The following is a 14,339-nucleotide window of genomic DNA, read 5'->3' on the forward strand; positions in this document are numbered from 1 at the left end:
CAGCTTCAAATGCGTTAAATGTTACATTACAATGCAGTGACACTGCAGGATTAGCAACGGCTCAAAACCAAGCGCCGACTGCTACTGATAACTGCGGAGGAACTGTTACATATACCAAAACAAGCGGTATTTTCAGTGTAGGCAATTGTGCCAATTCCGGAACGTATACTAACACTTGGACTGCGAAAGATATCTGCAATAATACCTCAACTGTATTCACTCAGGTAATTACGATTCAGGATACGAGTATACCTACATGGACAACTCAGGCAGGTTCTTTAGACAGAACTATTGAATGCAGTAATCAGCAGGCTTTGGCATCAGCTCAAGCTTTGTTTCCAACTGCTTCTGGTGCTTGTGATATCGATTTAACGAATATTACTAAAGTAAGCGGACAGTTTACAGCTTCGCAAGGATGCGGAAATGCAGGAACTTACACCAACACTTGGACTGTAAAAGATGATTGCGGCAACACTTCTGAAACTTTTACTCAGGTGATTACAATTCAGGATACAACTGCTCCAATCTGGACAACTCAAGCAGGTTCTTTAAACCAAACTATTGAATGCAGTAACTCAGAAGCTTTGGCTTCAGCGCAAGCCTTATTTCCAACAGCTTCAGATTTATGCGATGCTGATGTAACCAATATTACTAAAGTAAGCGGACAGTTTACAGCTTCACAAGGGTGCGGAAATGCAGGAACTTATACTAACACTTGGACTGTAAAAGACGATTGCGGCAACACTTCTGAAACTTTCACTCAGGTGATTACAATTCAGGATACAACAGCTCCAGTATTTACAGGAGAACTTCCCGGCAACATTACAGTTTCTTGTGACGCTGTTCCAGAACCAGCCAATATGGAAGCTGTTGATAATTGCAACGGCAATTTACCAATCGTGTTTACGGAGACAAAAAGTGATATTCAAAACGAATGCGGTTCAAATTATACTCTCACTCGCACATGGAAAACCAGTGATTGCAGCAATAATGCAGTTTCACATACCCAAATAATAACAGTAAGAGATACTACAGCGCCAACAGGAACTGCTCCTTCAAATATTGCAGATTTACAAAGCACTACACAAATTCCTGCGGGAAATCCTTCTGATATTAAAGACGCGGCTGATAATTGCAGCGGAAATGTTACGGTTACAGTCTCTGATACTAACAACGAAGGAAGCGGCTGCGAAGGAAGTCCGTATATTTTAACCAGAACGTACACGTTGTCTGATTGTGCAGGAAATAAAACTGAATTAGTTCAAACTTTTACTGTTGAAAACAAAGTTTCTGTAAGCGGAATTGCCACAAATACAAGCTGTTTTGACGGAAACGACGGTTCAATTTCAGTAACCAATAGTCCTGGATCGACAGTTATCATTAGAAATGATAAAAACGAAGTGGTAGGAAATACAAATTTACCAGCTGGTACTTATACCCTTACTGCATCATCTCCTGTAAGTGAAACTCAAAATTGTACAGCAAGCGCAACGGTTGTCATTACACAGCCTGAATATACTGTAAAAATTTCTGGCCGCATTATCAATGTTGACACTCATACCGGAATTGCAAATGTGCCTGTTACTTTAATTCCGCAAAGTCCAACCACTGGTCCAATATTATTAAAACTAACAGGACAAGACGGAAGCTACAGCTTCTCTGGAATGCCTGCAGGAAATTATTTAGTTCAGGTTCAGGATGCCAATTTAAACAGCGCTTATCAATTATATCCGGTAGATTCGAGTTTGTTCTTTACTACACTTCAAGATTGTATCATCCAAAAACATGATTTCGAATACGGATCATCCACTTTACCTGTTTTGGGAGATTATGTTTGGTATGACGTAAACAGCAACGGAATTCAGGATGAATGGTATGATGCCAATAATGACGGAATCGTAACCAAAAATATTCCTGACGGAAACGGATCAATCGATTATAGCCTTTGGGAATGGATTGATTTTAATGGTGACGGAAGCTATCAAGGACCTTCGAATGTGGGCGAATTAAACGCCGGAGGTTTTGGAAATGCTCTTAGTCCGAATATTATAATTGACGGACCAAACGGCTATCATGAAGAAGTTATTGTTGGAATTCAGGGATTCTGGAGAGATCGCCCGGAAACTGTAAATCCTTATGGAGATTATACTGTCAAATTAGTAAAAGATGCCAATTTTGACGCCGTTGCAGCGGCATTAGGAGCAACCGGACTTGTAAAAACACTTCCTGCTTTGGCTGATAAAAAAATAACTGGTAAAACCGGTAAAGCACAATTGCATACCATTTGTTCTACAACTAGTTCCAGCAGTTTAATCGCAGCAGTTACACCAGAAGATTTAGTTCATTTAGATCTTGATTTTGGCGTAAGCTGTAAAACTTACTTAGATATTGCTGCTAATGATGACAGCGCCGGGCCAGTTGCAGGTGTAAATAATGTTACACATAACGTATTGAATGTTTTAACTAATGATACGCTCGAAGGTGTAATTGTAACTCCTTCTGATGTCGTTATTACAACCGTGACACCAAATGAGTTTTTACAATTAAATCCTGACGGTTCTGTTGATGTACTGCCAAACGCACCGGTTGGAACTTTAACATTAGTATACCAAATTTGCGAAGCCGATGAAACTTCAAATTGTGATACTGCAACAGTTACGATTACAATAGAAGCTCCGGTTATGACTGTTACAGCAGCATCAATTTGTGTAAACGATGTTCCTTACCTTGATTACGTAGTAACTCCTGTGAATTTTACACCATTAAACGGTGTAACAATTGCGTGGGCAAATGCTCAAAATAAAGTAATAACTACTATGACCAATCTGGCACTTTCTGGCAGAGTTTTATGGCCGGGAGCTGTGGTTGATGAAAACGGAAAAGGTATAGACTGGCCAGGCTGGGTTTTCGAAAACAATAAATGGATTCAGGCACCAGATGGTTTCGAATCATTGCGCCCAACGGTTAACCTAACGATATCTGTAAATCCAAGTGAAACTATTACTGTTAGTTATCCGCCGGCAGATCCGTTTTGTACTGCCAGACCAACATTTGTAATTCTTGCAAATGATGATACGCCTCAGCCTATTACAGGTCCGGCTGGAGTTACTAATATCATCAATGTATTAAATAACGACACGTTAAATAATAGTCCGATTAATTTAAATGATATTACGCTGACAACTGTAACACCAGATCCAAAAGGAGTTTTAACGCTAAATCCTGACGGTTCTGTTGATGTAGCGGCGAATGCTCCGGGCGGCACTTACACTTTAACGTATCAAATCTGTGAAAAAGCCGATGCAGGAAATTGCGATACAGCAATCGTAACTGTAACCATTCTTAATTCTCCTGTAAATGCTAACGATGATAATTATGCCAATATTGGATGCAATACGTTTGGTTTAGTTGGAAATGTTTTAAGTAATGACTTAAAAGGACAGCTTCCTGCAACATTACAATTGGTAAACTTTACATTATTGAGCGGAAATAATAACGCAAAAACAGATCCTAATATAACAATAGACGCTTCTGGAAATGTAAATGTATCTAGTTTAACACCAGCTGGAACTTACACATACATGTATCGCATTTGCGATAAGTTAAGTGCCGAAAACTGCGACACTGCAATTGTCACTATCACTGTTGCGCCAAATGGCACATCAAACATTACGAGTGAGGCCTGTAACGATGATACTACCTTATTGAACTTATCGAATTTATTACCAGAAGGAACACCAATAACAGGAACCTGGTTCGACACAAACGATACCAGAGCATTACAGGGAAATATTCTAAATGCGCATGGTTTAGCACTTGGCAATTATCAATTTGAATATAAAATTACCGATGAGAATTGCCCAAGAAGTATTCTTCTTACTATGGAAGTAAACGACGACTGTAAAGTATTGGCATGCGAAAACATCTTAGTACACAATGCTTTTTCACCAAATGGTGACGGGAAAAATGATGTTTTTGTAATCGACGGTATTGGAGATTTAACTTGTTATCCCGAAAACACTGTAGAAATTTATAACCGCTGGGGAATATTAGTATTTGAAACTCACAACTACAATAATACAACCAATGCGTTTGACGGAACCTCTAGAGGAAGAACTACCATAAGACAATCTGAAGGTCTTCCAACCGGAACCTATTTCTATATCGTGACTTATAAATCAGTAGACGGAAACAATGTTATTCAGAATAACAAAAAAGAAGGGTATTTATATCTGTCTAAATAGGAACAAAAAAGTAATGCGTTATACAGCGCACGAAGTATAGCGCATTACATATTCACTAAACAATACACATCTATTATGAGAACAAAATTATTTTTTTTCGTCATTATGTTTGTAACCATTGCGGGTTATGCACAGCAAGATGCACAGTTTACGCAATATATGTACAATACGATTAATATAAATCCCGCTTATGCAGGATCCAGAGGCGCTCTAAGTATTTTTGGTTTATACCGTACACAATGGATAGGACTTGACGGCGCTCCAGAAACAAGCAGTTTTTCTATCAACACTCCAATCAACAACAGTAATTTAGGAGTCGGCCTTTCACTTGTAAATGATAAAATTGGGCCAACAAACGAAAACAATATATCAGCAGATATATCGTATACCGTTCAGACTTCTGCCGATTTTAAACTGTCGTTTGGTATCAAAGGAACTGCTAATATATTCAATCTCGATGTCAACAAACTAAATCCGTCAGAACAAGGAGATCCACAGTTTCAGGATTTAAACAACAAATTTAGTCCAAATGTTGGAGCCGGAGTTTACTGGCATTCAGATAAAGCCTATATCGGTTTATCAGTTCCTAATTTCATCGAAACGAATAGATATAGTGATAACGACATTGCTATTTACAAAGACAAAATCAATTATTATTTAATGGCAGGTTATGTTTTTGATTTGGATAAATTACAATATATCAAATTCAAACCCGCAGTTTTAACCAAAATGGTTGAAGGAGCACCGCTGCAAGTTGATGTTTCTGCCAACTTTATGTTTATTGACAAACTTGTTTTGGGTGTTGCTTACAGATGGAGTGCTTCTCTAAGCGCTATGGCAGGATTTCAAATCACCGACGGACTTTATATAGGATATGGGTACGACCGCGAAACCACAAACCTAAATAATTATAATTCAGGATCGCATGAAATATTCCTGCGTTACGAATTCTTAAAAAACAATGGTAAAATGACAACTCCTCGTTTCTTCTAAAAAATAAGTATTATGAAAAATTATAGACTTCTCTGCTTAATAATTCTAAATGTTTTTTATGGTTATTCTCAGCAGTCAAAGCTGAACTCAGCCGATAAAAAATACGACGGTTATGCGTATATCGACGCTATAAAAACTTATGAAAGAGTTGCCGATAAAGGCTATAAATCTGAAGATTTGTTTAAAAAACTTGGAAATTCTTATTATTTCAATTCCGAGTTTGAAAGCGCCGCAAAATGGTATGGAGAATTATTTGCCATAAATACCTCTCCCGAAGCTGAATACTATTACAGATATGCACAGTCATTAAGGTCTACAGGACAGACCGATAAGGCGAATAAAATTATGAATGAATTTAATGCTAAATACAAAAATGATTCAAGAGGGAAACTCTACAAAGAAGACGTCAATTATCTTGATGAGATTAAAGCAAATTCTGGACGTTATAAAATTGAAGATGCAGGAATTAACTCTAAATATTCTGATTATGGAAGTTTTGTTTACAATAATAAAATCTATTTTGCTTCTGCCAGAGATACTGGAAATTTTTCGCAGAGAAGACATAAATGGACAGGCGAATATTATACCAATATTTATAGTGCCAATATCGACCCGCAAAACAGCACAGCAGTAAAACCAAATAAATTTAAAACTGCTTTAAATACCAAATTTCACGAATCGACACCCGTTTTTACTAAAGATGGAAACACGGTTTATTTTACCAGAAACAATTATATTGACGGTAAAAAAGGAAAAGATGATAATAAAATCACTTTAATAAAACTTTATAAAGCGACTCTGGAAAACGGAAAATGGACAAAAATTACAGCTCTTCCATTTACAAGTGACAATTACAGTACTGCGCATCCTGCGTTAAGCCCGGATGAAAAAACATTGTATTTTGCATCCAATATGCCGGGAAGTATAGGACAGTCAGACATTTATAAAGTAAGCATAAACAGTGACGGCAGTTTTGGAACACCGCAAAATCTCGGAAAACCCATCAATACCGAAGGCAAAGAAACGTTTCCGTATGTAACCAGCGAAAATGAAATCTATTTTACTTCAGATGGTCATCCCGGACTTGGAGGTCTTGATGTTTTTGTTGGACAGATTGATGAAAACGGAACAGTAAGCGATATTCAAAATTTAGGAAATGACATTAATTCACCAAAAGATGATTTTGCTTACATCATTGATCCAGTTTCGAGACAAGGTTATTTCAGTTCTAATAAAGACGGCGGAATGGGCTCTGATGACATTTACAAATTTCTAGAAACCAAAAGATTAAAATGTCTGCAGGAGTTATACGGAGTTATTACAGATTCTGAAAACGGCGTTGTACTTCCGGGTTCTAAAGTTACTTTATATGAAAATCAAAAAATTAAAAATTCTACAGTTTCAAATACAGCCGGACAATATAGTTTTGCTGTAGAATGCGGAAAAACCTATAGTGTAAGAGCAGAAAAACCTGATTATGCAACAAAAGAAGTTGACATAACAATTGCAAAAACAAATGGAAAAACCAATCTTCCTATTGCACTCGATAAATCTGTCTGCAAAGTTGCTGTGGGCGATGATTTAGGAAAATGTTTTGGCATTAAAATGATTTATTTTGATTTAGACAAATCGAATATCCGTACCGAAGCGGCTTTAGATTTAGAAAAGATATTAGATGTATTGAATCAAAATCCAACAATGAAACTGGATATTCGTTCACATACAGACAGCAGGGCTTCTCACCAATATAACGAAGCTTTGTCTGACAGAAGAGCAAAATCAACTATAAGCTGGCTTATTCAAAACGGAGTTGCTAAAAACCGTTTAACCGGAAAAGGTTATGGCGAAACTCAATTAGTAAATCAATGTTCAGACGGCGTTAACTGCACTGAAGAAGAACACCAAATGAACAGACGAAGCGAGTTTATTATAACCGCATTGTAACTTAGAAAAACTGACTAAAAAAAATAAAAGCTGTCTATAAAGACAGCTTTTATTAAAAAAAACGGTCGTTGCAAATCAGGAATCACAACGACAACTAACCAACCAGTTCAAACGTTTCTCTTTTAAATTTTCACGAAAATATTCGTGTAGTATTTTTTTCCGGATGCATCAGTAGTAACCGAAATCCCGAAATGTGTATAATTACCTTCAATATTTTCTTTATGTCCAGGACTTTCAAGCCATGCTTTTAGTGCAGCCTCAGAAGTCTTATAATTGTAAGCCACATTCTCTCCTACTTTTTTAGCACCCAATACATTGATAAGATTGTCAGAACGAGACGTAAAGTCATTATGATTCACAACATTATTGCTAACCATGTATTTATTATGCTCTTCGCATTTATAAGAAATGTGATTGTTTTTTTCTAATGCGTTTAAACCAATACTTACTCTGTATTCATTTATTAACTGCATAGTTTCCAGTTCAGAAGCATTGTAATTATAACTTGTAACTACCTGTTCTGTCGCTGTTGTATTTTCATTCCCCTCGGCGCTGTCAGCAGAGCATGAGTTCATTGTGATTGACATCACAATGAACACCATGGCGCACATAATCTTTTTCATAATCATCAGTAGTTAAAAGTTCTAAAGTAAATGTTGGGGCAAATTCTTTATATTATGTGACAAATTGCTCTTAAAATTCTTACGTCAAACGTATTCAATTTATCGGTAAACTACAAAAATAATCGACGAAATACACTATAATTTTTAAATATAAAATAAAAATCTTACAAATTAAGAAGAAAGGCGCTCAATCGTCCATGAAAAATCAGATTGGCTTGTGTAACGAATTCTATCGTGGAGTCTGTTAGGTCTTCCCTGCCAGAATTCTACTTGTAATGGAGTTACTAAATAACCTCCCCAGTTTTCAGGTCTTGGGATAGGTTTTCCTTCAAATTCTGCTTCAAGCTTCTTTAAATTTTCTTCTAAAAAAGTTCTCGACGGAATTACTTCACTTTGATGTGAAACAATTGCACCTAATTTACTTCCGTCAGGTCTTGAATCAAAATAGTTATCCGATATAATTTCAGAAGTTTTCTGAGCAATTCCCTTAATAATTACCTGACGTTCTGCTTCCTGCCAGAAAAAAGATAAACAAACATTTGGATTTGCTTCAATTGCTTTTCCTTTTTCAGAATTATAATTGGTATAGAATATAAATCCTTCTTCTGAGAATTTTTTAAGTAAAACAACGCGCGATTTTGGAAATCCATCTAGTCCAATTGTTGAAACCGTCATGGCATTTACTTCTCCGCTTCCGCCAAAATCTTCAACTTCATGAAACCAGCGGTTAAAAAGATTAATTGGATCTTCCGGAATATTAGTTTCTAATAATTCGCTTTTCTCGTAAGACTTTCTATAATTGCTTAAATCATTCATGATTTATTATTTTAGATTGTTGATTTTAGACTTTAGATTTTGGTTTGTCAGGTGGAGCAAAGTTAGAACCATCTTTAAAAACTTAGAAACTTAGTATCTCAGAACCTTAGCACCTTAAAAATTATAACTCAAAACTCAAACCGTCATCTGCCAAAAGCACGTTTGGAAAAACCGTTTCTGCTTCTTCCTTAAAACGTTCAATTCCGTCATAACGTGTTGAATAATGACCTAAAATTAATTGTTTTACATTAGCTTTTAAAGCAATAGCAGCCGCTTCTTTAGCTGTTGAATGCAAAGTTTTTAGTGCCAATGGCGCTTCAGATTCTAAAAACGTTGATTCGTGGTATAAAACATCTGCGTTTTGGATAATTGGAATTACGGCTTCATTATAAACCGTGTCTGAACAAAAAGCATAACTTTTTGCTGGAGGCGGATCAAATGTAAGTTTGTGGTTTTCGACTACAGTTCCGTTATCGAGTGTAATATCGCTTCCATTTTTTATTTTCTGATAATAAGCAACGTGAATATCATAACTCTGAACAGCTTCAACATTTAGTTTTCTTTCATCTGGTTTTTCCTGAAAAAGATAACCGTTTGTATAAACACGGTGTTTTAGCGGAATTGTTCTCACGATAACACGTTTATCTTCAAAAATAACTTCACTTTCTTTTGACTCTAATTCGTGAAAAAACAAATTATAAGTCGTCCAGGATTCTGTCAATTTTAATTGAAGAAGAATAAGCTCCTTAATTCCTTTTGGACCGTAAATATGTAAATCTGTAGTTCTTCCCAAAAGAGAAAAAGTCGAAATAGTTCCAATTAATCCATATAAATGATCGCCATGAAGATGCGAAATAAAAATGTGATTAATTTTTGAGAACTTAATCTTGTTTTTTCTAAGCTGTACCTGAGTTCCTTCACCGCAGTCAATTAAAAACAATCGGTTCTTGATTTCTAAAACCTGCGAAGTGGGGTTGGTAAGCGTTCTGGGAGTTGCGGCATAACAGCCTAGTATGGTTAATTTCAATTTTATGTTTATTCGTTTATGTGTTAAATCGTTTAATCGTTAAAATTAAATCAAATCGATTAAACAGTTAAACGAATAAACAATTAAACTAATTTTAAAATCCTAAATCTCTTTCAATTTCTTCCATTTCGATTATATCGTGTGCTTCTAAAAGAGAAGGAACAACGACTAATTTATCTGAAACAGCATTAAAATCAAGATCAGAAGCTACGATTACAAACGATTTTTTTGCTTTTTTTTGAAGTTTAACAAGCGGTAAAAAAACTTTTAAATCATTTTCCGTCAATTCAGTATCTGACGATAAATCGATTATAACATTGTGTTTTTCGTAGGTTTTAAATTGCTGCGTCACTTTCTCCACAAAGCCATTAAAATCGCCTTGCGTATCTTTTATCGTTACGGTATGTCCTTTTTGATCTACTTTCATTTTATAATTTGTGGGGCTTATATAAAAATTGATTTTTCAGAGCGCTAAGGTACGAAGTTTTTTTATAGTTTTCAGTCGCAGTATTTAGTATTCAGTCGCGGTTGGCAGTCGTAGTTCTTGGTCGCAGTATTCAGTGTCAGTTTACAGATTGTCAGGCTGAGCGAAGTCGAAGCCCTCGTCACGTAAAAGCCCTTCGACTTCGCTCAGGGTGACAGCTGTTTTCAAAACTGTAAACTGAGACTGCGACTGTAAACTAAAAACTATTGAATCTTAGAAGCTAAAAGATAAATAACTGCCATTCTAATCGCAACACCATTCTCAACCTGATTTAAGATTACAGAATGATCAGAATCAGCCACTTCAGAAGTAATCTCTACTCCTCTGTTGATTGGTCCCGGGTGCATGATTACGATTTCTTTTCCAAGAGAATCCAAAAGCGGTTTGTCTACTCCGTATTGCTGTGCATATTCGCGTGTTGACGGGAAGAAATTTACATCCATACGCTCATTTTGCACACGAAGCATATTCGCAACATCGCACCATTCTAAAGCTTTGCGTAAATTTGGTTCAACCGTTACACCAAGCGATTCAATATATCTTGGAATCAAGGTTTTTGGTCCGCATACTTTTACTTCTGCGCCCTGCATCTGCAAAGCATATATGTTAGATAAAGCAACTCTCGAATGTAGAATATCGCCTACAATAACTACTTTTTTTCCGGCTACATCGCCCAGTTTTTCTCTAATAGAATAACTATCTAACAAAGCCTGTGTTGGGTGTTCGTGTGCTCCGTCTCCGGCGTTTACGATGCTTGCTTTGACATTTTTAGATAAAAAATAAGCCGCTCCGGGATTGGAGTGGCGCATTACAACCATATCAACTTTCATCGAAAGGATATTATTTACAGTATCAATCAGGGTTTCTCCTTTTTTAACCGATGACTGAGCTGCAGAAAAACTGATAACATCAGCAGATAAACGTTTCTGCGCTAATTCGAAAGAGAGTTTGGTTCTGGTACTGTTTTCGAAGAAAATATTGGCAATGGTAATATCTCGTAATGAAGGAACTTTTTTAATTGGTCGGTTAATGACTTCTTTAAAATGATCTGCCGTTTCAAAAATCAGGTTAATATCATTCTCATTGATATATTTTATTCCTAATAAATGATCTACGCTTAATTCTTTCATTTTTGTTTCTTTAATATTATTTGTCAAATTCTGAATGAAAAATATCTTTCATTCAATGCTTCTTTAAAGAGCAGCTACTCTATTCGGTCATTCGGTCTATAACCTCACCGTAATCCTGAAGATCTCTTGCTTCTTCATCATAAATGTGCTGCCACTTGAAACCCGGAATTTCAATTTTTCGTTTTGCAGTTTCTTCCCACTTCACCTCAAAACCATTATTCCTTAAAACTTCGGCAACTTTTTTCCCAACACTAATTGTCACTGCATCATCAGAATTGTCTACTTTTTGAAAAGCGATATACAAACTTGGATTTTCCGGATCAACCGCTCTCGCTAAATCTTGTTCGTGATAAAAACAGTACCCGTCTGATGTAACATCATTTTCACGAAGTTCTCTTTCTACCTCAACCACTTCATATTCGCCGTCACTTGTTGTGTAACCCGCATTATGAAGTGCTATGATATTTTGACTGCATAATTCATCAAACGCATTTATAAGTCTTTCAGTATCTGTGGGGCTTTTCCATTGTTTACTTTCCTCAAGTAACTTTTGGTATTCCTGGTCGATTTTTTCAAAAGCCCATTCTTCAGAAATTTCGTCCTCAAATTCATTATCTTCAATTTCTTCCATGATGTTATCTTTAATATCATCAATAGAAAGAAATCCCATTCTTACCTGATTAAAAATTGACTCATAAATAAACTCTTCGTTCTCTGTCATGCTTTATTGTTTAATCGTTAATTTGTTTAATCGTTTCATTTTCATTTTCCCGATTAAACAATTAACCGGTTAACCGATCAAACTAATTTGTCACTAGGTGAACAACATCTTCACCATCATTTTCTTTCCAGCTTACAATTACTTTTTCACCATTAATAGCATCTACCTGACGCCCGCGATAATCTGGCTGAATAGGTAAATGACGGCTGAAACGTCTGTCAATTAAAACCAATAATTCAATTTCAGATGGTCTTCCGAAAGATTGAATAGCAGTTAACGCAGAACGAATACTTCGTCCGGTAAACAAAACGTCATCGATAAAAATGACCTTTTTGTCTTCGACTATAAAATTGATTTGAGTTTTATTGGCTTCAAGCGGTTTATCAGTACGACGGAAATCATCTCTAAAAAAAGTGATGTCCAGATATCCCAAAGAAATTTCAGGAACCTTATATTCGTTTTCTAATATTTGTTTTAAACGTTCAGCTAAAAAAACACCTCTTGGCTGAATTCCAACCAAAATTGTATTAGAGAAATCTAGATGTTTTTCGATTAACTGACAAGCCAAACGATGGAGTATGATAGTAACTTCTTTCGAATTAAGTAATACTTTTTGACTCATAAGTAATTGTAATGTTTGGTTGCGCAAATATAAGGAATCTGATTTTATTTGTTGGGGTCTTGGGGCTGGAAATATTTTTTTCACAAACTTCTAAAACATTGTTTACAAAAAATAAGAAACATATTACAATTTAGATATAGAAAATATATTTTAGCAAAAGAAAAAATTAAATCATACTTAGTTAAATAAATGATTCAAAAAAAAACTATTCGAAAACCCGTCCCTACCGATCTGCCTGCTGCCAAGAAAAAACCGAATATCATCAAAATAATTATTATCATTATCTTTCTTGGTTTTGGTATTTTTTTGATTAAATGGAACTCTAAGCAAATCAATTTAGAAGGCAATTGGACGGCAACGAAAATCATAATAGATGGCGAAGATATTCTAGCATCTGATTCTATTGCTAAATATTTCATTCTGACAAATCAAATTACTATAATTAGAGGTAAAAATCAAATATTAATTTCTGTCGATGAGAAGAAACGACTGGCAAATTATATTGTTAAGAAAAATGATATTGGGAAGAATTGTCTTCAGTTGTCCTCTAAAGAAAAAGCTTTAAATGGAAATTTTGAAATGAAAATTGACACTCTCGATTTAGGGCCGCAGGAATACCTAGTCAAAGTAAAGCTGCACTCAAAAAAAACATATATAGATTTTCAAAAACAAGTTATTATTCCCCCATGGAAACCTGAGTTGCCAAGAAGAGGACAAGTTTAGAATAAATAAAATGTAAAACTTATAATTTGAGTCTTGATTTTAAATTCTAAAAAACAAATTAAATTCATATTTCCTTCTTGATTAAAATACCAATAATTGGTATATTTGATAAATTTTTTAAGTCATGCCAAAAAACACATCAATATTATTAGGTGATTATTTTGATAATTTTATAAATAGCCAAGTAAAAACTGGACGATTCTCATCTGCCAGTGAAGTTATACGTGCCGCATTAAGAATGTTTGAAGAAGAAGAATCAAAAAAAAGTGAGTTAATTAAAGAACTTAAAAAAGGTGAAAAATCTGGATTTGTAAAAGACTTTGATCGCGCTTCTTTTTTGAATAATTTAGATAAAAAATACCCGGATAATGAATTATAAGATCAGTAATGAAGCATCTTATGATTTAGAAAAAATTTGGTTATATACTTTTGACAACTGGTCACGTGAACAAGCACATAGATATATCAATTTAATCATGGACGAAATTGAATATTTATGTTTAAATCCAAAATCTGGAAACGATGTAAATCATATCAGAAAAGGATATTTTAGAAGCAAAGTAAAATCACATTTAATATTTTATAAGATCAATATAAAAGAAGACCAATTAGAAATTATTAGAATTTTACACCAAATGATGGATATTGAAAATCATCTAGGGAAATAATGGTAAACTCCAAATCCTAAAACATTTCCAAAAAATTCTATAACACATTTTTCTGATTCGTGAAGTAATTTTAATATACAAATTTAAAAACTCAGAATCATGCAAAATAAAATTACAAGATTGTTAATGGTATTCGTAATACTGTTTTCATTTACAAGCTGCGAATTAGTTGGAGACATTTTTAAAGCCGGAATGGGATTCGGGATATTTATCGTAATTTTTATCGTTGCGATTGTTATCTGGATTTTAGCTAAAGTCTTTGGCAGTAAATAAGATATAAAAAAATCCCCGTTATTTTCATAGCGGGGATTTTCTTTTTAAATACATAGAAACATTCCCGATAG

At 35.0% G+C, this 14,339-nt stretch carries 14 protein-coding genes; 7 read left to right on the forward strand and 7 right to left on the reverse strand.

What is annotated here, in order from left to right:
* The 3 genes from ACTJIW_RS23625 to ACTJIW_RS23635 form a co-directional block, all read left to right on the forward strand.
* A partial coding sequence (locus tag ACTJIW_RS23625) for an HYR-like domain-containing protein (protein ID WP_440718490.1) occupies window positions 1–4,244 on the forward strand: 4,244 nt, incomplete at its 5' end.
* Window positions 4,245–4,319: 75 nt separating this feature from the next.
* Window positions 4,320–5,237 (forward strand): PorP/SprF family type IX secretion system membrane protein, encoded by a 918-nt coding sequence (locus ACTJIW_RS23630; RefSeq protein ID WP_440715824.1) that lies wholly within the window; start codon window positions 4,320–4,322, stop codon window positions 5,235–5,237.
* 12 nt (window positions 5,238–5,249) lie between these two features.
* Window positions 5,250–7,181 carry an OmpA family protein gene (locus ACTJIW_RS23635; protein ID WP_440715825.1) on the forward strand — a complete coding sequence of 644 codons (1,932 nt, stop codon included), beginning with the start codon at window positions 5,250–5,252 and terminating at the stop codon, window positions 7,179–7,181.
* Window positions 7,182–7,303: 122 nt separating this feature from the next.
* On the opposite strand, the gene ACTJIW_RS23640 is transcribed toward ACTJIW_RS23635, so the two are convergent.
* The 7 genes from ACTJIW_RS23640 to pyrR all read right to left on the reverse strand — a co-directional run bounded on the left by ACTJIW_RS23640 (window position 7,304) and on the right by pyrR (window position 12,604).
* Window positions 7,304–7,804 carry a CAP domain-containing protein gene (locus ACTJIW_RS23640; protein WP_044048575.1) on the reverse strand — a complete coding sequence of 167 codons (501 nt, stop codon included), beginning with the start codon at window positions 7,802–7,804 and terminating at the stop codon, window positions 7,304–7,306.
* 171 nt (window positions 7,805–7,975) lie between these two features.
* On the reverse strand, window positions 7,976–8,620 hold the full coding sequence (pdxH, locus tag ACTJIW_RS23645; RefSeq protein WP_012026507.1) for a pyridoxamine 5'-phosphate oxidase: 645 nt from the start codon (window positions 8,618–8,620) through the stop codon (window positions 7,976–7,978).
* A gap of 121 nt (window positions 8,621–8,741) precedes the next feature.
* Window positions 8,742–9,647 (reverse strand): ribonuclease Z, encoded by a 906-nt coding sequence (locus ACTJIW_RS23650; protein ID WP_440715826.1) that lies wholly within the window; start codon window positions 9,645–9,647, stop codon window positions 8,742–8,744.
* 94 nt (window positions 9,648–9,741) lie between these two features.
* Window positions 9,742–10,074: a hypothetical protein gene (locus tag ACTJIW_RS23655; protein WP_012026509.1), complete on the reverse strand. Its 333-nt coding sequence runs from the start codon at window positions 10,072–10,074 to the stop codon at window positions 9,742–9,744.
* A 260-nt stretch (window positions 10,075–10,334) separates the two neighbouring features.
* Window positions 10,335–11,261 (reverse strand): aspartate carbamoyltransferase catalytic subunit, encoded by a 927-nt coding sequence (locus ACTJIW_RS23660; RefSeq protein ID WP_057120673.1) that lies wholly within the window; start codon window positions 11,259–11,261, stop codon window positions 10,335–10,337.
* 79 nt (window positions 11,262–11,340) lie between these two features.
* A complete protein-coding gene (locus ACTJIW_RS23665; protein WP_440715827.1) occupies window positions 11,341–11,982 on the reverse strand; it encodes a DUF6891 domain-containing protein in 642 nt (213 codons plus the stop codon).
* A gap of 82 nt (window positions 11,983–12,064) precedes the next feature.
* Complete coding sequence (gene pyrR, locus ACTJIW_RS23670; RefSeq protein WP_012026512.1) at window positions 12,065–12,604, reverse strand: bifunctional pyr operon transcriptional regulator/uracil phosphoribosyltransferase PyrR; 540 nt, start codon at window positions 12,602–12,604, stop codon at window positions 12,065–12,067.
* A 189-nt stretch (window positions 12,605–12,793) separates the two neighbouring features.
* Here pyrR and ACTJIW_RS23675 point away from each other — a divergent pair, with 189 nt between their 5' ends.
* From ACTJIW_RS23675 to ACTJIW_RS23690, 4 genes are all read left to right on the forward strand, one after another.
* Window positions 12,794–13,327: a hypothetical protein gene (locus ACTJIW_RS23675; RefSeq protein ID WP_440715828.1), complete on the forward strand. Its 534-nt coding sequence runs from the start codon at window positions 12,794–12,796 to the stop codon at window positions 13,325–13,327.
* A 124-nt stretch (window positions 13,328–13,451) separates the two neighbouring features.
* Window positions 13,452–13,706 (forward strand): type II toxin-antitoxin system ParD family antitoxin, encoded by a 255-nt coding sequence (locus tag ACTJIW_RS23680; RefSeq protein WP_121360624.1) that lies wholly within the window; start codon window positions 13,452–13,454, stop codon window positions 13,704–13,706.
* Window positions 13,696–13,995, forward strand: coding sequence for a type II toxin-antitoxin system RelE/ParE family toxin (locus ACTJIW_RS23685; RefSeq protein ID WP_121360623.1), 300 nt, complete (start codon window positions 13,696–13,698; stop codon window positions 13,993–13,995). Before ACTJIW_RS23680 ends, ACTJIW_RS23685 begins: the two co-directional genes overlap by 11 nt.
* 99 nt (window positions 13,996–14,094) lie before the next feature.
* The gene (locus ACTJIW_RS23690) at window positions 14,095–14,268 is read left to right on the forward strand and encodes a hypothetical protein (RefSeq protein WP_165768445.1); all 174 of its coding nucleotides are present in this window, start codon (window positions 14,095–14,097) and stop codon (window positions 14,266–14,268) included.
* Window positions 14,269–14,339: the final 71 nt, after the last annotated feature.

The sequence above is a fragment of the Flavobacterium sp. 22659 genome (genome assembly GCF_052044235.1).
In the GTDB taxonomy this organism is placed as follows: domain Bacteria; phylum Bacteroidota; class Bacteroidia; order Flavobacteriales; family Flavobacteriaceae; genus Flavobacterium; species Flavobacterium johnsoniae.